This window comes from Streptomyces sp. NBC_00986 (assembly GCF_045162565.1).
In the GTDB taxonomy this organism is placed as follows: Bacteria; Actinomycetota; Actinomycetes; order Streptomycetales; family Streptomycetaceae; genus Streptomyces.
The window spans coordinates 6814155-6835442 of sequence record NZ_CP108733.1 but is presented as its reverse complement, the minus strand read 5'-3'; the positions used below and the strand labels follow the sequence as shown (position 1 = coordinate 6835442).

Below are 21288 nucleotides of genomic sequence, written 5' to 3'. Positions count from 1 at the left end.
TAGCCTGCACACATGTGGAGAGACACCGCCCAACAGGCCTGCTCGGAGACCAAGTTCGACGTCCCCGTCGATGCTCCGGCCCTCCGCGCGGCGGAGCTGCGGCTCGGTCGGCGGCTCCCCGCCGCGCTCGCGGACCTGCTCCAGGAGACGAACGGCATCCGCGGCCCCTACGGACTCGCCACCGTCTGGCCCCTGAAACGGATCGTCACGGACAACCTGCACTTCTGGTCGGACCCGATGTTCGCCGACCTCTACATGCCGTTCGAGCCGCTGCTGTTCTTCGGTGACAACGGCGGCGGCGACCAGTTCGCGTTCGTGCGCGTCCCCGACGGGCGGCCCGACGTCTTCGTATGGGAGCACGAGGACGACAGCCGCCGGTGGGTGGCCCGGGACCTGCGGGACTACGTCGGCCGATCGCTCACATCCGAGGGCGACGACTGGTACCAGTAGCCGGCTCGGAGAACGTCACCCCGGCCACACGATCGCCTGCACCTCGCTGTACGCATGCAGCGCGTACGACCCCACGTCCCGCCCGACCCCGCTCTTCTTGAACCCCCCGAACGGCGCCTCCATATTGCGCCCCACGGTGTTGACCCCGACCCCGCCGGCCCGCAGCAGTCGTGCCACCCGGAACGCCCGGGCCACGTCCCCCGACCACACATAGTCGATGAGGCCGTAGTCGCTGTCGTTGGCGAGGGCGATCCCTTCCTCCTCGGAGTCGAAGGGGACGACCACGACGACCGGCCCGAAGATCTCCTCACGGACGACCCGCATCTCGGCGGTGCAATCGGCGAGGACGGTGGGCGCGACGAGGAACCCCGGCCCGTCGGACGGCCGTTCGCCGCCCGCGACGACCACCGCCCCTTCCTTCCGGCCCAGTTCGACGTACGACTCGACGCGCTCCCGGTGTGCCGCCGAGATCACCGGCCCGACGACCGTGTCCGGCGAGCGCGGGTCACCGACCTTCAACCGGCCCGCGTAGGCGGCCAGTTGCTCAACCAACCGGTCGTACACCCCACGCTGCGCCAGCACCCGAGTCGGCGCCGTACAGATCTGCCCGCTGTAGAAGGAAAAGGTCGTCCCGATCCCGGACACGGCAGACGCAAGGTCCGCATCGTCGAAGACAACAGCCGCCCCCTTCCCGCCCAGCTCCATCAACTGCCGCTTCATGCCCCGCCCGCAGACCTCGGCGATCCGCTGCCCGACAGCCGTGGAACCGGTGAAGCTGACCATGTCGACGTCACCGGACTCGACCGCGGCCTCCCCCACCTCCACCGACTGCCCGTTGACGACGTTCACGACCCCACGCGGCACCCCGGCCGCCTCCAGCGCCTCGGCCATGCGGTAGACGGACAGCGGGTCCTGCGGCGCCGGCTTCACGACGACCGTGTTACCCATGGCGAGAGCGGGGGCGATCTTGCCGGCGGGGTTGGCCCAGGGGTTGTTGTACGACGTGATGCAGGCGACGACACCCACCGGCTGCCGCACGGCGATCGCGCCCATGACAGCCGCCCGCCCGAACGGTCCCGCCTCGTTGACCTGCGGCACGATCGCCCACTCGGCCGGCTCCACGGTCGCGTAGCGCCGAAACCGGGCCGCCGCGACGCCCACTTGCATGGCGCGCGCGGTCCCGGTCGTGGCTCCGGTCTCCGCCTGGGCGAGTTCGGCGTACGGCACGAGCCCGCCGCGGATGATGTCCGCCGCCCGCCCGAGAATCGCCGCCCGCTCCTCGGCCGGCGTACGCGACCACGCCCCGAACGCCTCCCGGGCAGCGGCGGCAGCGGCGAACACCTGCTCCCGCGAGGCCTCCGGCGCCCATCCCACGGCCTCCTCGGTAGCCGGATCGACCACGGCGTAGTACCCACCGTCGGGCTCGACCCACTCCCCCCCGACGAACAACCGCTGCCCGTCGGCGACTTGAGAACCAACTTCGGAACTCACTTCGTGCTCACCGTCCTGGTGTCCCGCCCCGACCGCAGCACCCGCCCCGGCACGTTCCCGCTCACCACGTCGTCCCGGATGGCCTCGACTCCGTTGACCCACACGGCCGTTATGCCGATCGCCTTGGAGTCCAGACGCGGACTGTCGCCCGGCAAGTCGTGCACCAGGGTGGCCTTGCCGGCGTCGATCCGCTCCGGGTCGAAGAGCACCAGATCCGCATGCCACCCCTCCCGCACCTGCCCACGCTCCCGCAGCCCGAACAACCGGGCCGGATCATCGGTGAGCATCTTCACGGCCTGCTCCAGCCCCACCAACTTCCGCCCCCGCACACAGTCCCCGATGAACCGGGTCGTGTACGGCGCCCCGCACATCCGGTCCAGATGCGCCCCCGCATCGGACCCACCGAGCAGCACGTCCTCGTGCTGCCAGGTCTCGGCACGCAGCGCCCAGGAGGCGGGGTCATTGTCGGAGGGCATGGGCCACAACACCGTCCGCAGCTCGTCAGCCGCGCAGATCTCGACGAGACACTCAAAGGGCTCCTGCCCACGCTCGGCGGCGATGTCCTTGACCACCCGCCCGGTGAGCCCCTCATTGGCCGCGCTGTACGTGTCCCCGATCACATACCGCCCGAAGTTCGCGAGCCGCCGGAAGACGCCCGCCTCCTTGCTGTTGGCGCTCCGCAGCATCTCAACGCGTACGTCCGGCTCCCGCAGCTTGGCGATCCGCTCGGGCACGGGCAGGCTCAGGATCGGCCCCCACCCGGGTATCAGGTTGAGCGCGCAGAAGGTGCCGAGGGACATGTTCATCGGCGTGAGGATCGGCATGGTCAGGGCGACGACCCGGCCCCCGGCCTTCCGCGCCCGCTCACTCGCGAACAACTGCCGGGGCACACGCTCGGGCACGGCGGCGTCGATGGTCAGCACGTTCCAGTTCAACGGCCGCCCGGCCGCCGCGCTCATCTCGACGAACAGATCGATCTCCGCATCACTGAACTGATCCAGACATCCGGCGACGATCGCCTCGATCTGCGTCCCCTCGTGCTCCCCAACTGCCCTGGACAGCGCGATGAGTTCGGCGGGCAACGCATGCCGGGAGGCAACGGGCTTCCCGTCCCCGTCGGAGTGAGTACTGGACTGCGTCGTGGAGAACCCCCACGCCCCCGCATCCATCGCCTCATGGAACAACCGCAACATCTCACCGAGTTGCTCGTCACTCGGCTGCCCGCCGACAGCCTCCGCCCCCATCACATACCGCCGCAGCGCACAATGCCCCACCATGAACCCGGCGTTGACGGCGATCCGCCCTTCGAGCGCGTCCAGGTACTCCCCGAACCCACGCCAGCTCCAGGGCGCCCCCTCCTCCAGCGCGACCAGCGACATCCCCTCGACCTTGGACATCATCCGCCGCGTGTAGTCGGCGTCCTCCGGCATCAGCGGCGCGAGCGTGAACCCACAGTTCCCGGCGGCGACGGTAGTCACCCCGTGATTGAGGGAGGGCGTCGCATACGGATCCCAGAAGAGCTGAGCGTCGTAGTGGGTATGCGGGTCGACAAACCCCGGCGCGAGCACAAGCCCGCTCGCGTCCTCCGACGTCCGGCACTCCTCAACCACCGTACCGATGACGGCGATACGCCCGTCCCTTATACCGACGTCGGCGACAAACCCGGCCGCCCCCGTCCCATCAACGACGGTGACACCTTTGATGACGTGATCGAGCACGAGCCTTGCCTCCTCAAGCATGCGATGCGCTGACCGACCTGCTTTTAGGGGCGCGGGGAACTGCGCGACCAGCCACAACGCACCCGCGCCCCGCAGCGAAACCTCAGGCCGTCTCCCGGAACCGCGTGGTCCGATGCACAGGATCCGTGTCGATCTTCGGAACCACGTGCTCCCCGATCAACCGAATCGTCTGCAACGTCTCCTCCTTCGGCACCCCCACCGGCAACCCGAAGCTCAACTGATCCGCCCCGGCCTGCTCCCACCGCTTGCACTGCGTGAGCACCTCATCCGGATCCCCACAGATCAACAGCTCCTCCTCCACGAGGAGTTCGACAAACTCCGGCGTGTACTCGGGCAGCGTCTCCGGCCACACCGGGAACCCCTCAGGCCGAGGAAACGTGTCGTGGTACCGGAACACCAGCGAGGGCAGATAGTGCAGCCCCCCACTCGTGGCGATCCGGATCGCCTCGTCATGCGTCGGCGCACAGATCGCCGTCGTGGTCACCATGACGTTGTCGTTGACGAACGCCCCGACCGGCTCGGCGTTCACGATCGCCGTCTTGTACTGCTCCAGCACCCACTCCATGTCGGACACCTTCTGGATGCTGAACCCGAGGACGCCAAGACCCTTGCGCGCGGCCATGGCGTACGAGGGAGGCGACCCGGCGGCGTACCACATCGCGGGGTGCGCCTTCCCGTACGGCTTGGGAAGGATCTTCCGCGGCGGCAGCTGCCAGTGCTTGCCCTGGAAGCCGACGTACTCGTCCTGGAGCCACATCTTGGGGAACTCGGCGATGGTCTCTTCCCAGATCTCCTTGGTGTAGTTCATGTCGGTCACCCCCGGAATGAACCCGAGGATCTCGTGCGACCCGGCACCCCGCCCGCTCCCGAACTCGAAGCGGTTGCCGGTGAGATGGTCGAGCATCGCGACCTTCTCGGCGACCTTCACCGGGTGGTTGACCTGGGCGAGGGGGTTGAAGATGCCCGACCCGAGGTGGATGCGTTCGGTGGCGTGGGCGAGGTAGCCGAGGAAGACGTCGTTGGCCGAGAGGTGCGAGTACTCCTCCAGGAAGTGGTGCTCGGACGCCCAGGCGTACTTGAAGCCGGACTTGTCCGCCTGGATGACGTACTCGGTCTCCTCCATCAGCGCCTTGTGCTCGGCCAGCGGGTCCGTCTCGGCGCGCTTGCCCACGTATCCCTGTACAAAGAGCCCGAATTCCACGGAGGTTCACCGTCCCAGTCCAGATGGTTCCTATGAGTGCTACGACTTTCTGACGCTGCGTCAGATTCGTCAATAGATGACGCCTCGTCAGATGGCGCCGGATGACGTCAGATGACGCTGACCCCGGCCAGCCAGCCCCCGTCGATCACGAACGGCTGCCCGGTGATGTACGACGAGTCGTCCGACGTCAGGAACAGCGCGAGCCGCGCCACCTCGTCGGCCCGCCCGATTCGGCCCAGCGGCACGAGCTTGCGGTACAGCTCGTCCAGCGCCCGGGTCATCTCCTCCGGGTCCGCGTCCGGGTCGAGCCGCGCCGGGTTGGACATCGCGGTGTCCACGGCCCCGGGGCAGACGGCGTTGACCCGGATCCGCCGGCTCGCCAGCTCCAGCGCGGCCACCCGGGTGAGCCCGAGGATCGCGTGCTTGGTGGCGGTGTAGGTCCCGACCGCCGCCATCCCCGTGACCGCCGTGTACGAGGCCGTGTTGACGATCGTGCCGCCGTCCTCCATCGCCGACGCCACGGTCTTGATCCCCAGGAAGCAGCCCACCTGGTTGACCCGCACGACCTGCATGAACTCCTCGAGCGGCGTGTCCACAAGGGAGTTGAACCGCAGGATCCCCGCGTTGTTGACCAGCCCGTCGATCCGCCCGTACACCTCCTTGGCGGCCCGCACAGCGGCACCCCAGTCAGCTTCCTCACCGACATCGAGATGGACATAGGACGCGGACGCGCCCAACTCCTTGGCCAGCGCCTCCCCTTGCTCGTCCAGCACATCCGCTACGACGACCTTCGCCCCCTCGGCCGCGAACAGCCGCGCCTCCTGCTCCCCCTGCCCGCGCGCCGCCCCGGTGACGATGACGACACGCCCGTCCAGCTTGCCCATGCGGGCCTCCTCGGGATCGGTGGATGCGGGGCATCGTAGCGCCGTATCTGACGAAGCGTCAGATGCAGAGGGAGACCTTGCACAAGCACACTTGAAGTGACCGCGGAGTAGGGACATTTGACTCTGTCCATACCTCTGCTTGGCTTCAAGAATGCCGGGTATGGCAAAGCGGAGATTGCGCAACAGGAAAGTCAGGTACGTGGCGATCGGCGCGGCACTCGCCACCGGCGGGGTGGTCGTCGCACTGCTGCCGTCGGCGAACGCGGCCGACGCGAAGACGCCGGACCAGATCATGACCATGTGCGAGAGGTCCGCGGTGGTCAATGGCGAACAGCGGTCCGTGGAGGATTTCGGCGGCGCCTTCGCGGACGGTTTCCAGGCCGACAACTGCGACTACGTGGAGACGGACTTCGAGACCTTCGACGGGCCCACCGAAAAGGCGTCCATCGACTTCCCCAACTGCGAGCCGAACGCCACCGATCCGGCCAAGGTATCCATCACCTGGTCGTCGACCGCGGCCCAGGGACAGGGCAAGTACGTCTCCACCCAACAGGGCGCCGCGGGCGGCCTCTTCGGATTCCTGAGCGGGTCCTGGAGCAAGCACAAGGGCACCCTCGACATGACCGTGAAGTCGGCGACGGCCGGTGACACGGAGGCGCGGGACGTACCGGTCGGCAAGGTGCTCCACATGGAGTTCACGCCCAAGTTGCAGCGCATGACCGGCGAATGGCGGGTGCGTATCGACGCCCGGGAGCAGACCACCGTCCTGCCGGCCAGCCCGGAGCAGAACTTCGTGGCGCCGGACGTCGTCGAGGGACCCGTCATCCTGCCGGGTGCGGCGGGTGCTCCCGGTGTCGTGGACGGCACCTCGAAGGCGGTCCTGGAGGACTGCTGAGCCCCGCCGCCTTCAGGAACCCGCAGCTCAACTCCCCTACACCTCACAGGAGATACCCATGTCCCGGAACGGCCGCACGAGAAGTCACCGGAGCAAGAAGAAGCGCATCACCCTCGCCCTGGCTCCCGTCGCGGCGCTCGCGGTGATCGTCCCGCTGATGAACCAGGCGAACGCCGCCACCCCGTCCGAAGTGAGCGCCGACTGCTCCGCGGACTCCGACAAGCTGGCCGACTGCCAGTTCGTGGACGTGCAGTTCAAGGCGAACAGCCTCGGGCCCAATGAACGCGTCTCCCCGGTGTCCGACAACTGCGGTTCCACGAGCACCGCGTCGAAGACCTTCAACGTGAGTACGTCGGTGACGAGAACCCTTCAGGTGGAGGAGGGAACCGTCACCGAGGCCGGGACGAAACTCGGGAACTCGCTCTTCGAGATCGGTCTGGAATTCAGCACGTCGACCATCAACATCACGCGCGACGACAAGACGACCACCCTCGCGTTCAACCGGACGGACACCGTGCAGGCGGACAGCACCGCCTTCTTCATGTGGTCCGCCAAGCGCACCGATGTCAGCGGGTTCCTGAAGGCGACCTACAAAGAGGCGCAAGACGGTCAGACGGTGTTCTTCGCGCCGAGCGAGGGCGCGGCGACCGTGCACGTCTTCTATCCGCAGATCCTGAACAACGGAACGCCCGACGGGCGCCTTTGGCTGCGGAATGTGAAATGCGAGACGACCGCGGCCGACGCCGTCCCGAATTCCACGAAGGCCCTCCAGTCCGAGGAGGCCGGATTCGGTCAGGGCGGCGCCAATGTCACCGATGTGGAAATACCGCTGACGGAGGTCCCGGCACCCTGATCCCGGGAAAGGGAATCCGGCCGGGGCTCCCCGGTGGTTCTCAGGTGCGAAGCACGGGCGTGGCTCCCAGCCAGCGCAGGACCGCGTCCGTGCCGCTCCTGGCGTCCAACTTGGCATAGATGTTGCTGAGGTTGTTGCGCACGGTCTTCTCGCTCAGCCGTAATCGCTGCCCGATCTGCTGCGCGCCCAGGCCGGTCGACAGCAGCTCCATGATCTGCTGCTCACGCGGCGAGAGCAGGGCGCGCAGCCGCTCCATCGTCTCGTCGCTCGCGGTCATCCGCCGGGCCCCCTCGCGCAGGGCGTCGCATGCCGACGGAGAGAGGTAGGTGTGGCCGACGGTGGCCGCCACCATCGCCGAGGACATCATCTCGGGGCAGTGGTCACCCTCGACCAGATAGCCCGCTCCGGCCCGGAACACCTCGACCACCGCTTCGGTGTCCCGGCGCGGACTGACCACGACCGCCGGGACACTCCGGGTGCGGAGAACCTCCAGCAGCCCGGGAAAGGACACGGCCGGGTCCTCGCAGTGCAGCACGACGACGTCCGCCGTGGTCTCCGCCAACTCGGGGTAGGGCGGGGGGACATGCACCACACGGTCCACGTACGGATCGTCCGGTGCCGGCCAGTTCTCGTGCGGCCAGGTGACCCCGGCGGAGGCCACGGCTACTACGAGTCGCTCGGAGGATCGCACTTCGGGGGTCCTTCCACCGGAGCCAGAACGTCCGTACGTCTGTACATACGCGGCTCGGCGTAACCGTGTTCAAACAGGCCGTGATCAGAGTCGTGATCAGAGCAGCGGCCCCACCTCGGTCCCGAACTCGCTTATCTGGTCGGTGAGTTCGGCCCGCTCGCGGCAGCGGAACCGCACCTGGATCTGGTCCACGCCCATCGCGCCGTAGGCACGGAGGGACTCCGCGAGGACCTCGGGCGTCCCGGTGAGCGTGCGCCGCCCGACCTCCCACCCCGGTTCACCGACGTACAGCGGCTCGGTGATCGCACCGAACACGAACGGCCCCTGGACGGACGCCTCTTCGCGCAGTCGCCGTATCCGCTCGATCTGCGCGGGCAGCTTGTCGCGCGGGTCGCCCTGCGGCAGCCAGCCGTCCGCCTTGAGCGCGGCCCGGCGTACGGCGGCGGGGGACGACCCGCCGACCCAGAGGGGGACGTGTTCCTGCGCGGGCCGGGGCCGCTGCCCGAGCCCCTCGAAGTCGTACAACTTGCCGTGGTGCTCGGGGAATTCGTCCGGACCGAGCGCGGCACGCAACGCGTCGATCGACTCGTCGAGGACGGGCCCCCGGCGCTCGAAGTCGACGCCCAGCGCCTCGAACTCCTCCCGCACGTGCCCGGCGCCGACCCCGAGGATCAGCCGGCCCCCGCTGAGATGGTCGAGGGTGGCGTACTGCTTGGCGGTGAGCAGCGGGTGTCGTAGGCCTACGACCGCTACGTGGCTGAGGAGTTGGACGCGCTGGGTGACGCCCGCGAGGTAGGAGAGGGTGGCGACGGGGTCGTACCAGATCGTGCTCATGGCGGTGGCGAGGCGGCGCGGGACGCCGACGTGGTCGCAGCCGGCGATGTAGGCGAAGCCCGAACGGTCGGCGGCCCGCGCGATCTCGACGAGGTCGGCGGGCCCCGCGTCGGCCTCCCAGGGCTCGGCGTAGATGGTGCTCTGCGACTGGACGGGGAGTTGCATCCCGTAGGCGAGGACGGTCACTTGGGGCCCTCCCACAGTCCGTCCGGCGTCAGGCCCAGCAGTTCGATCGCGTTGCCCCGCACGATCCGTTCGACCGCGTCCGGTGCCAGGTGGCCCATCTGTGCCTCGCCGACCTCGCGCGACTTGGGCCAAGTGGAGTCGGAGTGGGGGTAGTCGGTCTCGTAGAGGACGTTCCCGACGCCGATCGAGTCGAGGTTCTTGAGGCCGAACGCGTCGTCGAAGAAGCAGCCGTAGACGTGCTCGGTGAAGAGTTCGGACGGCGGGCGGTGGACCTTGTCGGCGACGCCGCCCCAGGCGCGGTTCTCCTCCCAGACCACGTCGGCACGCTCCAGGATGTAGGGGATCCAGCCGATCTGGCCCTCGGCGTACATGACCTTGAGGTCCGGGAAGCGTTCGAACTTGCCGCTCATGAGCCAATCCACCATGGAATAGCAGCAGTTGGCGAAGGTGATCGTGGAGCCGACGGCGGGCGGCGCGTCCGCCGAGGTCGACGGCATCCGGCTGCTGGAGCCGATGTGCATCGCGATGACCGTGCCGGTCTCGGCGCAGGCGGCGAGGAACGGGTCCCAGTCGTCGGTGTGGATGGAGGGCAGGCCGAGGTGCGGGGGTATCTCGGAGAAGGCGACGGCACGGGTGCCGCGGGCCGCGTTGCGGCGGACCTCCGCGGCGGCCAACTCCGGGTCCCACAAGGGGATGAGGGGGAGTGGTATCAGGCGGCCGTGCGCGTCCGGGCCGCACCACTCCTCCACCATCCAGTCGTTGTAGGCGCGAACGCACAGCAGCCCGAGTTCGCGGTCGGCGGCCTCGGTGAACGTCTGGCCGCAGAAGCGGGGGAAGGTGGGGAAACACAGGGCGGACTGGACGTGGTTGACGTCCATGTCGGCGAGCCGGGACGGGACGTCGTACGACCCCGGACGCATCTGCTCGTAAGTGATGACTTCGAGCTTGATCTCGTCCCTGCTGTAGCCGACGGCGGTGTCGAGGCGGGTGAGGGGGCGGTGCAGATCCTCGTACACCCACCAGTCGCCGATGGGGCCGTCGTCGCCGGGCTCGCCCATCACGGGCTTGAACCGGCCGCCGAGGAACGTCATTTCCTTCAGTGGCGCGCGGACGATGCGAGGGCCGGTGTCCAGGTACTTCTTGGGCAGCCGGTGCTGCCAGACGTCGGCGGGCTCCACGGTGTGGTCGTCGACGGAGATGATCAGCGGGAGGGTGGCCGGGTCGGTTTCCTGGGGGTTCTGGGTGTCCATGGCGCTCACGGTAGCGCCGATCTGACGACCCGTCAGCTAGCTGGATCCGGGTTCGGGGTGCTCGGTTCTGTGCGGACTTGTGCGCAGGCCGTGTGAGGGCCTTGTGATATCCCGCGCGGCCAGGTGTGAGCGGTGTCTCCGAGAGCTGACGCATCCGCCGCGGACAAGGCAAACTGTCGTAGTTAACAGGCTTGCCTAGGGGGAACGGCGATGGACGGTGGACCGCGAGTACCGGAGCAGCGGCGCCCCGGGTCCGGCTCGGAGGAGTCGACCGCGCTGCGCTTCAGCGTGCTCGGTCCGGTACGTGCCTGGCGGGGCCCTGTTTCGCTGAACACGGGCTCGCCTCAGCAACGCGCCCTGCTGGCCGCGCTGTTGCTGCGCGAGGGCCGGACGGCGACCGCCGGCGAGCTGATCGACGCCCTGTGGGGTGACGACCCTCCGTCGCAGGCGCTGGCCGCGGTGCGGACGTACGCGTCCCGGCTGCGGAAGGTGCTGGACGCCGGGGTGCTGGTCAGCGAGTCGGGCGGCTATGCCGTACGGGGGCTGCCCGAGGGCGCGTTGGACGTGGCCGAGGTGCACGACCTGGCGAACGAGGCGGAGAAGGCGAAGTCGGTAGGTGACCTGTGCCATGCGCGGGACCTGCTGGGCCGGGCGCTCGCGCTGTGGGACGGCGAGCCGCTGGCCGGGCTGCCGGGCCCGTACGCGGAGGCGCAACGGGTCCGCCTGGAGGAGTGGCGGCTCCAACTCCTCGAGTCCCGGCTGGACATGGACCTGGAGCAGGGCTGCCACGCGGAGGCCGTCAGCGAGCTGACGGCCCTCACCGCGGCCCACCCGCTCCGTGAACGCCTCCGCGAGCTGCTGATGCTCGCCCTGTACCGCTCCGGCCGCCAGGCGGAGGCCCTGGCCGTGTACGCGGACACCCGGCGCCTGCTCGCCGACGAGCTGGGCGTGGATCCGCGCCCCGGCCTGCGCGAACTCCAGAACCGCATCCTCCAGGCCGACCCGGGCCTCGCGGAGCCCTCCGCCCCGGCGGCGGAGACCGTGGCCGCTCCGGTCCGCCCCCATCAACTCCCGGCGACGGTCCCGGACTTCACCGGCCGCGTGTCCTTCGTGTCCGAGCTGAGCGATGTCCTGGCGTCGGCGGAGGGCCGCGTGATGGCGGTGTCGGCGCTCGCGGGAATCGGCGGGGTCGGCAAGACGACCCTCGCGGTCCACGTGGCCCACCAGGCCCGATCCACCTTCCCCGACGGGCAGTTGTACGTCGACCTCCAGGGCGCGGGCTCCCGCTCCGCCGAGCCGGAGACCGTACTGGGCGCGTTCCTGCGGGCGTTGGGCACCCCGGACTCCGCGATACCGGACTCCCTTGAGGAACGGTCGGCGCTGTACCGGTCGGTGCTGGACGGCCGCCGGGTGCTGGTCCTGCTGGACAACGCGCGGGACGCGGCCCAGGTACGCCCCCTCCTCCCCGGCATGGAGGGCTGCGCGGCGCTGGTGACGTCCCGCGTACGGATGGTTGACCTCGCCGGGGCGCATCTCATCGACCTGGACGTGATGTCCCCCGAGGAGGCGCTCCAGCTCTTCACGAAGATCGTCGGCGCCGAACGCGTCGCCGCCGAACGGGAATCGGCCCTGGACGTGGTGGCGGCGTGCGGCTTCCTGCCCCTCGCGATCCGCATCGCGGCCTCCCGCCTAGCTGCCCGCCGTACGTGGACGGTCTCGGTGCTCGCCGCCAAACTCGCCGACGAACGCCGGAGGTTGGACGAACTCCAGGCCGGCGACCTCGCCGTGAAGGCCACCTTCGAGCTGGGCTACGGCCAGTTGGAGCCGGCCCAGGCACGAGCCTTCCGTCTGCTGGGCCTGGCGGACGGCCCGGACATCTCCCTCGCGGCGGCCGCGGCGGTGCTGGACCTTCCGGTCGAGGACACGGAAGACGTGCTGGAATCCCTCGTAGACACGTCACTTGTCGAATCGGCGGCTCCCGGGCGCTACCGGTACCACGATCTGGTGCGGCTCTACGCGCGTGCGTGCGCTGAGCGGGACGAGTCGTCGCCGACGGAGCGGGGGGCCGCGCTCTCGCGGTTGCTGGACTTCTATCTGGCGACGGCGGCGGGGGTCTACGCGATCGAACGCCCCGGGGACCGGCTGGTGGACCACCTGGAGCCGACCGCCGTCGAGGGCCTGATGTTCGCGAACCGCCAAGCGGCCTGGGACTGGCTCTACTTGGAGGCCGTACCGCTGCTGGCGTGTGTACGGCAGTCCACGGAGAAGTCCACCCTGCGGCGCGCGATCGACCTCCTGTGGGCGTCGGTCGACCTCGCCGAGTCGGGGGCCAACACGAAGGAGTACGAGACGGCCGCGGCGGCCCTGCGTGATGCCGCGCGGGCCGAGGGCGACGTCCGGGCGGAGGGCCGCGCCTCGGTCGTCCTGAGCAACGCGCGCCTCTTCTCCGGGCTCTTCGACGTGGCGTACCGGGAGGCGCAGGAGGCGTTCCGGCTCGCGGAGACCACCGACGACCTGCTGCCGTCCTGCTGGGCGGCGAACATCCTCGGAGGCATCGCCTTCTACCAGAACCGGCACCAGGACGCCGAGGACCACTTCGGCCGAGCCATCACGAAGTTCCGGCACTGCGGCGACATGGCGGGAGCGGCGGCCGCCCTCTGCAACCTGTCCCGGCTCCACCTCGCGACGGGCCGTGCCGAATCGGCGGTCGAGCTCGCCCGGCAGGGAGTCGACATCTACGAGAACCTGGGCCACTCCCTGCGGGGAGCGAACGGGCACTACGCGCTCGGGATGGCCCTCGGCAAGACGGGCCAACACGCCAACGCCGCCGAGCAGTTGGAGGAGGCCCTCCGGGTCTTCCGCTCCAGCCGCCAGCGGCTGTGGGAGGGCATGACGCTCTGCCGGCTCGCGGAGGTCGACCTCGACGCCCGCAGGCAGGCCGGCGCCGCGAGCAATGCCGAGATGGCGCTCACCGTCCTCCGGGGGATCGGCGGCGAATGGCGTCGCGCGCACGTGCTCACCGTGCTGGGCAGGGCGCTGAACGGGATCGGGCACTCCGGGCGGGCCCAGGTCTGCTGGCGTGAAGCCCTGGAGATCTACGAGGGGCTGGACTCGCCGGAGGCCGCACAGGTGCGCTCGCTCCTCACCCCGGTCTCGGCTTCCTAGGGCCCCATCCGCCCCCAGCCGGGGACCCGGGCGGCGTTCATCGTTCGTTTATCGCCGCCCGGCAGTCTTTCCTTAGTCGATCCGTCGCGTCGGGGGGCAGACGGACCGCCGGTGAGGTCGCCTTTTCCTGCATCTAGGGTGGGCGACCGAGTACCCGTCCGGTCATCCTCGGGGGAGTGACCGGACGGGTCTCTCACAGTTCCGACTTGCTCCAACAGGGGAGGCACCACCATGAGCGACACCGAGAACGACACGGTCACGCCGGACAACACGCACGTCACCGACGAACCCGCCGGTGAGGAGATCACTCCACTCAACACCCACGTGACCAGCAGCCCGATCAAGCCGCTGAACACCCACGTCACCGTGCTCGCGGACGACGGGACCGACACCCCGGACAACACCCACGTGACGTCCGAACCCAGCTAGACCATCTCCCCAGCACGGGGGATCGGCCGCGACGGCCCCGGGGGGAGCCGTCGCGGCCGATGTGTGTCCGGACCCGGTCCGGGGCTGCCGAGCCGCGTCGCCCTGACGGGAGGCACCGAGGGGGTCGTCCTTCACCGCCCCCGCAGCTCCCCCTTGACCACCTTCCCGCCGGCGTTCCGGGGCAGCTCCCCCACGAACTCCACCACCCGCGGCACCTTGTAGTTCGCCATCTCCCGCCGCGCCCAGGCGATCAGGTCGTCGCCGGTCAGTGTCACGCCCGGCCGCCGTACGACGTACGCCTTGCCGACCTCGCCGAGCCGTGCGTCCGGTACGCCGATCACCGCCACGTCCGCGACGTCGGGATGGACGCCGAGGAGCTGTTCTATCTCCGCCGGGTACGCGTTGAAGCCGCCGACGATGAACATGTCCTTGATGCGGTCGGTGATGCGCAGGTTGCCCTCGTCGTCCAGGACGCCGACGTCGCCCGTGCGCAGCCAGCCGTCCTCGCCCAGGACCTCCGCCGTGGCCGCCGCGTCCTCGTAGTAGCCCCGCATGACGTTGAAGCCCCGGACCAGCACCTCGCCCGGGGTACCCGGAGGCGCCTCCACCCGGACCTCGGTCCCCGGGATCGCGCGCCCCGACGTCGACGCGATGACCGCCGGATCGTCCCCTTGCCGGCACATCGTCACGATGCCGCTGGCCTCCGAGAGGCCGTACGCCGTCAGGACCGTCCCCACGCCCAGCTCGCCCCGCAACCGTTCCACCAGCCGCAACGGCACCACCGCCGCGCCCGTGACCACGAGCCGCAGCGCCGAGAGGTCGTGCGCGTCGCGGGCGGGGTGGTCGAGGAGGGACTGGTGGAGAGTGGGCGGGCCCGGGAGGACCGACACCCGTTCCGCCGCGATGTTCGCCAGCACCGTGTCCACGTTGAACACCGACTGGGGGATCATCGTCGCGCCCCGCATCAGGCAGGCGATCACGCCCGCCTTGTAGCCGAAGGTGTGGAAGAAGGGGTTCACGATGAGGTAGCGGTCGCCCTGCCGCAACCCCGCCAGGTCGCTCCAGATCTCGTATCCCCGCAGCGTCTGCGCGTGCGTGATCACCGCACCCTTCGGCCGGCCCGTCGTGCCCGACGTGAAGATGATGTCCGAGACCGACGCACCGTCCAACTGCCCTTCGCGCTCACGGACTTCGGCCGCCCCCACCCCCTCCCCGCCCGCCAGAAAGTCCTTCCACGTACGGAAGTCGGCGGGCGCGTCATCGGCCAGCACCACCACCTGCTCCAGCGCCGGAAGCCCGGGCAGCGGACCGTCCCCGGCCCCCTCCCCCGCCGCGCGCCGCAGCGACGCCACGTACGACGTCCCGAGGAACGTCCCGGTCACGAACAACAACCGCGCCCCACTACTGCGCAGCACATACGCGGCCTCGCTCCCCTTGAAGCGCGTGTTCAGCGGCACGAGCACCGCGCCCGCCGACACCGCACCCAGCGCCGAGACGATCCAGTCCGTCGAGTTGGGCGCCCAGATGCCCACCCGGTCGCCGACTTCCACGCCGCTCGCGATACAGGCGGCCGCCGCCCGCTCCACCCGCGCGCCCAACTCGGCGTACGAGATCCGCGTCCGCCCCTCCACCACAGCCTCGGCGTCCGCGTACCGTTCCGCGGCCGAGCGCACCAGGCCCGGGACGGTGTCCCACTCCACGTCTTCGCGCATGAACGGCCTCCCCACACCCACTAGCTGACTACCCGTCAGATTAGCTGTAGCCTGACGCCCTGTCAGCAGCCCCGGTGTCACGCGGAGGTGCACAGAGCATGGCCGGACAGCGCATGGCGGGACTGAAGGACGCGACCGCGATCGTCGGCATCGGACAGACCTCCTTCGCCAAGCAACTCCCCGAGGACGAAAGGACCTTGGCCTGTCGTGCCGTACTCGCCGCCCTCGACGACGCGGGCATCTCCCCGCGCGAGGTCGACGCCCTCGCCTCCTACACGATGGAGGAGACCGACGAGGTCGAGCTCGCGAAGGCGGTCGGCTTCGGGGACCTGACCTTCTTCAGCAAGGTCGGGTACGGGGGCGGGGGTTCATGCGCGACCGTCGCGCATCTCGCGACCGCCATCGCCGCCGGGCAGGCGACGGTCGGCGTGGCCTGGCGGTCCCGGAAGCGCGGCAGCGGGGCGAGACCGTGGACCAACACGACCCGCCAACTCCCCACCCCCGCCCAGTGGACCCGCCCCTTCGGCCTCCTCCGCCCCGCCGACGAGATAGCGATGCTCACCCGCCGCTACATGTACGAGTTCGGCGCCACCCGGGATCACTTGTTCAACGTCGCCCTCGCCTGCCGGAACCGGGCCAATCAGAATCCGGCGGCCATCATGTACGACCGCCCGCTCACCCGCGAGATGTACATGACCTCCCGCTGGATCAGCGAACCCCTCTGCCTCTTCGACAACTGCCTTGAGACGGACGGGGCGTTGGCCTGCGTGGTCGTCTCCCGCGAACGCGCCCGCGACTGCCGACGCCGCCCCGTCTACGTCCACTCCGCCGCCCAGGGCCTCCCCGCCCAGCACCACGGCATGGTCAACTACTGGAACGACGACCCCCTCACCGGACCCGCCTGGACCGCCGCCCGACACCTGTGGAAACACGCCGACTTCACCCCGCAGGACGTCGATGTCGCCCAGATCTACGACGCGTTCACCGCCCTCGTCCCGCTCTCCCTGGAGGGCTACGGCTTCTGCGGCCGGGGCGAAGGCGGCGCCTTCACGGAGGGGGGTGCTCTGGAGATCGGCGGCCAACTCCCCCTCAACACCAGCGGCGGAGGCCTCTCCGAGGCGTACGTGCACGGCTTCAACCTGATCAACGAGGGCGTACGGCAGTTGCGCGGCACCAGCACCGCCCAGGTCCCGGACGCCGCCACCTGCCTGGTGACAGCGGGCGAGGGCGTCCCCACCTCCGCCCTGCTACTGAGGAGTTGACCCGTCATGCTCACTCCCCTCACCGACGACGACGGCGCCCCCTTCTGGCAGTACGCCCGCGAGGGCGAACTCCGCGTCCAGACCTGCGCCGACTGCGACGAGCCCCGTTTCCCGCCCCGCCCCTGCTGCCCCCACTGCCAGTCCTTCGCGAGCGAGTGGCGGCAGGTGAGCGGACGGGGGCGGGTCTGGTCGTACGTCTTCCCGCATCCGCCACTCCTGCCCGACTACGCCGCCGTCGCGCCGTACAACGTCGTCGTGGTCGAGTTGGTGGACGCCCCGCAGATCCGGCTGGTCGGGAATCTGGTCACCGGGCCGGGGGCCGCCCTCAACTCCCTTGCGCCTCAACGGGTTCGGATCGGGGCGCGGGTGCAGGTCGTGTTCGACGAGGCGGGACTTCCGCAGTGGGTCCTGGAGCGGTCATGACTCCGACCACTCCCACCACTCTCAGCGTCTCCGCCGACAAGGACACCGGCGTCGCCGTCGTCACCCTCGACCGGCCGCGCAAGCTCAACGCCATCGACCTCACCACGGCCGCCGAACTCGGCTCGACGTGGCGGGAGTTGCGGTTCGACGACTCCGTACGGGCCGTCGTCCTCACCGGGGCCGGGGAGCGCGCCTTCTGCACCGGGCTCGACCGGGACGCGGTCGTCCCGCAGCCCAACTCGCCCTACATGCAGGACGATCCGCTGCTGCACATCGGGCCGAAGGCGAACGACCTGTGGAAGCCGGTGATCTCCGCCGTGCGCGGGATGGCCTGCGGCGGGGCCTTCTACCTGCTGGGCGAGAGCGAGTTCGTGGTCGCCGACCCGACCGCCGTGTTCTTCGACCCGCACACCACGTACGGCATGGTCAGCGCGTACGAGTCGGTGCTGATGGCGCACCGGATGCCGTACGGCGAGGTCGCGCGGATGATGCTCATGGGGACGGCGGAGCGGATCTCCGCACGGCGGGCGTACGAGCTCGGACTGGTCTCCGAACTCACCGAGCCCGGGCGGGCGTTGGAGGCCGCCGTGGCCTGCGCGACCGTCATCGCCGGGTATCCGACCGAGGGGGTCCAGGGGACCGTGCGGGCGCTGTGGGCGGCGAAGGAGGCGGCGCGGGCGCAGGCGTATGCGCAGGCGCCGCCGTTGATCGCGCTCGGCAACCTCCCGACGGAACGGCAGGCGGAGTTGTTCGCCGACCGGAGGAACGGCGGCTTCCGGACCCGGTGAGGGTCAACTCAGCGCGGTGGCAAGGCGGTCGACCTCGCAGTGATCGAGCCGGTCCAGGGCCCCCGTACTGGCGGCGGCCATCCGGAGGGTCGCCTTGCCGTTTGCGGGCACCGACACCTGGCTGCTGGCGTCGGCCATGGTGAACCCGGTCCTGTCCTTGTACGCGACCTTCACGGTGAAGAGCGCTTCGCGCCCGTTCGGGTTCCTGACCTCGACAGTCGTGTACGGGTCGGCAACGCTCGCGCACCGCTTGAGCACCGCGGTGCCGTCCTTCAGAGGCCGGGCGGTGGCGGACGAGGTCGCCGTGGGAGTAGAGCGGTAGTTGGGGCGGTGGGTGTACGAACTGCCCCCGGACGAGCCGCTCGTCGAACCACCCGTCGTACCGCCCGATGATGTCGACGTGTCGTGATCCTGGCTGGAACTGCTGCACCCGCCCCCGCCGCTCCCATGGCCATGACGGCTGCTGCTGTGATGCCGTCCGGTGGAGAAACCGGTGAGGGTGAGAACCGTCAGTGCCAGTACTGCCGTGAGTTTGAGCCTGCGCCCCCGCGTTTGCATCCGCTCATCGTACCGACGTGAATCGGGCGCTGATCACGCCGTGCGCGCGGTGCCCGTGCCCTTCTCCGCATCGAGGGCGTACACGCAGCGGTCCTTGCTGCACGCGTACACGACCCCGTCCCGGACCACCGGCGCCCCGGTGATCTCGCCGCCGGTCGCGAGCTTCCAGCGGAGGCGGCCGTCGTCGGCCTTGAGGGTGTAGAGGAGATGGTCGGTGGAGCCGAAGTGGATACGGCCCTCGGCGACCGCGGGGGTGCCCACGATGTCGCCGCCGGCCTGGAAGCGCCACTTGGGTGTACCGGTGACCGCGTCGAGCGTGTAGAGCCCCTTGCCGCTGCCGACGTGGACGTGCCCGGCGGCGACGAGGACCGGTTCGATCGACGCCCGGGGCTCGGTCGCGATGCGCCAGCGGTCGCGGCCGTCGGCGGCGTCGAGGGCGTAGACCGTCCCGAGGTAGTCGGCGAGGTAGATCCCGCCGCCCGTGACCGCCGGGCCGGGGGCGAAGGTGGGCGGGCAGAGGAAGACCGCCGGGGCCTCGAAGTGCCAGCGGACCCGGCCGCTCGCCACCTCGACGGAGAGGACGCGAGTGCCGGCGGAGACGTAGACCTGACCGTCCGGGGCCGGGGTGATCCGTACGGGTACGCCGCCGCAGGAGGCCGCGTCGCCGATCGGGTACGCCCAGCGCTCGTCGCCCGTGCGGGCGTCCAGGGCGCGGAGGCGGGCGTCCTGCCAGACGTAGACGGTGCCGTCGTGCAGCGCCGGGCCGGCCTCCGGGGACTCGAAGTCGGTCTGCGCGCCGGTCAGCTGCCAGAGTTTCTGCCCGGTGGACGCCTCCCAGGCCTGCACTCCGCCGCCGCGGGTGCCGGTGACGACGGTGCCGCGCTCGGCCTTGAGCGAGTACACCCAGGCGTCGGTGGACAGCCGCCACAGGTCACCGCCCTCGCGGGCGTCCAGGGCGAAGAGGGTGGGGCCGTCCGAGGCGTGGATACGGCCGTCCGCGACCGCCATCGACCAGGCGACGTCCCGGGTCTTGAAGGACCGGCGGCCGGTCTGCACGTCCAGGGCGTGCACCTCGAAGGAGGTGACGTAGACGAGGTCACCGGCGACGGTCGGCGTACCCCAGACGTCGTTCGACATACGGAACCGCCAGGGGCGCCAGCCGGAGGCCGTTTCCGGGGGCAGCGCGGGGGGCGGGGGTACGGCGGCGGGGTCGGCGCCGTTGACGCCGGGGCGGGGCCGGGACCAGGAGGCGACCAGGCCGGCCTCCGGAGGGGGTGCCTTCACGGCGGCGGCGCGGGCGTCGGCGACACGGGGACCGGGTCCGATGGGGACCGGCGCGCCCGCGAGCCGTACGGGCCCGGTGTCGGGGGCGCCGACCGGGACCGGCACGACGGGGTCGTGCGAGGGCGGCGGCGGTACGGCAACGCGCCCGCCACCACCGCTGCGGCCGGCGGTGGGCGTCGGTTTCACGGGCGGGCGGCCGCCGCGCCGGGTCTCGATCAGGGTCACCGCGCGCTCGGGCAGCCAGGCCGACGCCGTACCGCTGTCGTCGGAGCCGGAGCCGAAGAGGTGCGGGGCCAGCTGGGCCTGGAGATCGGCCGGGTTGGGCCGGCCGGTGGCCTCCATCTGCATGCAGGACTCGATGAGGGGGCGCAGTTCGTCCGGGAGGCCCTGGAGGTCGGGGCCCTCGCGCAGCAGCATGAAGACGGTCTCGACCGGGTTGGCGCCGTGGAATGGGGGGTGTCCGGTGGCGGCGAACACGAGCATCGAGCCGAGCGAGAACACATCGCTCGCGCCGGTGACACTGCGCGAGTCCTTCGCCTGCTCGGGAGACATGTAGGCGGGCGTACCCACCGCCACGTTCGTCATCGTCAAACGGGTGTTCGACACACCGGAGGCGATACCGAAGTCGATGACCCGAGGCCCGTCCTCGACCACGAGCACGTTGGACGGTTTCAGGTCACGGTGGACGAGACCGGCCCCGTGGATGGACTGCAGCGCCTCCGCGACCCCCGCCGCGAGCCAGCGCACCGCCTGGGCCGGCATCGGCCCGCACTCGTTCACTATCTCCTCGAGGGAGGGCGCGGGAACGTACGCGGTGGCCAGCCACGGCACGGCGGCCCGCGGATCGGCGTCGACCACGGCGGCCGTGTAGAACCCGGAGACGGCCCGCGCGGCCTCGACCTCACGCGTGAAGCGGACCCGGAAGAGCTGGTCCTCGGCGAGTTCCGTCCGCACGGTCTTGATCGCCACGCGCCGGCCGGACGCCGAGCGCGCGAGATAGACCAGCCCCATGCCGCCCGCGCCCAGCCGTCCCAGCACCTCGAACGGCCCGATCCGCCGCGGATCGTGCTGCGTCAGCTGATCCACCACTTGCCTGCCACCTCCCCGTACGGGCCACGCCACCCACATATGTACGCGACCCCGTGCAGCGTCTCACCACCGCACCGCCATGACGGCGCGCACCCTGATTCTTC

At 70.2% G+C, this 21288-nt stretch carries 18 protein-coding genes; 8 read left to right on the top strand and 10 right to left on the bottom strand.

Annotated features, from left to right (window positions below; all coding sequences use genetic code 11):
• Window positions 1–12 precede the first annotated feature (12 nt).
• Window positions 13–450 (top strand): SMI1/KNR4 family protein, encoded by a 438-nt coding sequence (locus tag OG504_RS30640; RefSeq protein ID WP_405992691.1) that lies wholly within the window; start codon window positions 13–15, stop codon window positions 448–450.
• A 15-nt stretch (window positions 451–465) separates the two neighbouring features.
• On the opposite strand, the gene OG504_RS30635 is transcribed toward OG504_RS30640, so the two are convergent.
• The 4 genes from OG504_RS30635 to OG504_RS30620 all read right to left on the bottom strand — a co-directional run bounded on the left by OG504_RS30635 (window position 466) and on the right by OG504_RS30620 (window position 5765).
• Window positions 466–1941: an aldehyde dehydrogenase family protein gene (locus tag OG504_RS30635; protein ID WP_405992690.1), complete on the bottom strand. Its 1476-nt coding sequence runs from the start codon at window positions 1939–1941 to the stop codon at window positions 466–468.
• Entirely contained in the window at window positions 1938–3659 is a 1722-nt protein-coding gene (locus OG504_RS30630; RefSeq protein WP_405992689.1) for an amidohydrolase family protein, read from the bottom strand. Before OG504_RS30630 ends, OG504_RS30635 begins: the two co-directional genes overlap by 4 nt.
• 103 nt (window positions 3660–3762) lie before the next feature.
• Window positions 3763–4881 carry an LLM class flavin-dependent oxidoreductase gene (locus tag OG504_RS30625; protein WP_365606768.1) on the bottom strand — a complete coding sequence of 373 codons (1119 nt, stop codon included), beginning with the start codon at window positions 4879–4881 and terminating at the stop codon, window positions 3763–3765.
• A 107-nt stretch (window positions 4882–4988) separates the two neighbouring features.
• Window positions 4989–5765 carry an SDR family NAD(P)-dependent oxidoreductase gene (locus OG504_RS30620; RefSeq protein WP_405992688.1) on the bottom strand — a complete coding sequence of 259 codons (777 nt, stop codon included), beginning with the start codon at window positions 5763–5765 and terminating at the stop codon, window positions 4989–4991.
• Window positions 5766–5925: 160 nt separating this feature from the next.
• Between OG504_RS30620 and OG504_RS30615 the strand changes: the two genes are divergently transcribed.
• The gene (locus tag OG504_RS30615; RefSeq protein WP_405992687.1) at window positions 5926–6660 is read left to right on the top strand and encodes a hypothetical protein; all 735 of its coding nucleotides are present in this window, start codon (window positions 5926–5928) and stop codon (window positions 6658–6660) included.
• A 58-nt stretch (window positions 6661–6718) separates the two neighbouring features.
• Window positions 6719–7513: a hypothetical protein gene (locus tag OG504_RS30610; RefSeq protein WP_405992686.1), complete on the top strand. Its 795-nt coding sequence runs from the start codon at window positions 6719–6721 to the stop codon at window positions 7511–7513.
• 40 nt (window positions 7514–7553) lie between these two features.
• Here the strand turns inward: OG504_RS30610 and OG504_RS30605 are convergent, their stop codons facing one another.
• The 3 genes from OG504_RS30605 to OG504_RS30595 form a co-directional block, all read right to left on the bottom strand.
• Window positions 7554–8204, bottom strand: coding sequence for a response regulator transcription factor (locus OG504_RS30605; protein ID WP_405992685.1), 651 nt, complete (start codon window positions 8202–8204; stop codon window positions 7554–7556).
• 96 nt (window positions 8205–8300) lie between these two features.
• Window positions 8301–9203: an LLM class F420-dependent oxidoreductase gene (locus OG504_RS30600; protein WP_405996465.1), complete on the bottom strand. Its 903-nt coding sequence runs from the start codon at window positions 9201–9203 to the stop codon at window positions 8301–8303.
• Between the two features lie 17 nt (window positions 9204–9220).
• Window positions 9221–10474 (bottom strand): amidohydrolase family protein, encoded by a 1254-nt coding sequence (locus tag OG504_RS30595; RefSeq protein ID WP_405992684.1) that lies wholly within the window; start codon window positions 10472–10474, stop codon window positions 9221–9223.
• A gap of 210 nt (window positions 10475–10684) precedes the next feature.
• On the opposite strand from OG504_RS30595, the gene OG504_RS30590 reads away from it, so the two are divergent.
• Both OG504_RS30590 and OG504_RS30585 read left to right on the top strand, forming a co-directional pair.
• Window positions 10685–13639 (top strand): BTAD domain-containing putative transcriptional regulator, encoded by a 2955-nt coding sequence (locus OG504_RS30590; RefSeq protein WP_405992683.1) that lies wholly within the window; start codon window positions 10685–10687, stop codon window positions 13637–13639.
• A 231-nt stretch (window positions 13640–13870) separates the two neighbouring features.
• The gene (locus OG504_RS30585) at window positions 13871–14068 is read left to right on the top strand and encodes a hypothetical protein (RefSeq protein ID WP_033286503.1); all 198 of its coding nucleotides are present in this window, start codon (window positions 13871–13873) and stop codon (window positions 14066–14068) included.
• A gap of 131 nt (window positions 14069–14199) precedes the next feature.
• Here the strand turns inward: OG504_RS30585 and OG504_RS30580 are convergent, their stop codons facing one another.
• Entirely contained in the window at window positions 14200–15780 is a 1581-nt protein-coding gene (locus OG504_RS30580) for a FadD3 family acyl-CoA ligase (protein ID WP_405992682.1), read from the bottom strand.
• Window positions 15781–15893: 113 nt separating this feature from the next.
• Between OG504_RS30580 and OG504_RS30575 the strand changes: the two genes are divergently transcribed.
• The 3 genes from OG504_RS30575 to OG504_RS30565 are packed head-to-tail and all read left to right on the top strand — an operon-like array spanning window position 15894 to window position 18253.
• Window positions 15894–17042, top strand: coding sequence for a lipid-transfer protein (locus tag OG504_RS30575; protein WP_405996464.1), 1149 nt, complete (start codon window positions 15894–15896; stop codon window positions 17040–17042).
• Window positions 17043–17048: 6 nt separating this feature from the next.
• The gene (locus OG504_RS30570) at window positions 17049–17465 is read left to right on the top strand and encodes a Zn-ribbon domain-containing OB-fold protein (protein WP_405992681.1); all 417 of its coding nucleotides are present in this window, start codon (window positions 17049–17051) and stop codon (window positions 17463–17465) included.
• Window positions 17462–18253, top strand: coding sequence for an enoyl-CoA hydratase/isomerase family protein (locus OG504_RS30565; protein ID WP_405992680.1), 792 nt, complete (start codon window positions 17462–17464; stop codon window positions 18251–18253). The genes OG504_RS30570 and OG504_RS30565 overlap by 4 nt, the downstream gene beginning before the upstream one ends.
• Before the next feature lie 3 nt (window positions 18254–18256).
• On the opposite strand, the gene OG504_RS30560 is transcribed toward OG504_RS30565, so the two are convergent.
• A complete protein-coding gene (locus OG504_RS30560; RefSeq protein WP_405992679.1) occupies window positions 18257–18811 on the bottom strand; it encodes a hypothetical protein in 555 nt (184 codons plus the stop codon).
• 33 nt (window positions 18812–18844) lie between these two features.
• Window positions 18845–21184 carry a PQQ-binding-like beta-propeller repeat protein gene (locus tag OG504_RS30555; protein WP_405992678.1) on the bottom strand — a complete coding sequence of 780 codons (2340 nt, stop codon included), beginning with the start codon at window positions 21182–21184 and terminating at the stop codon, window positions 18845–18847.
• Window positions 21185–21288 lie beyond the last annotated feature (104 nt).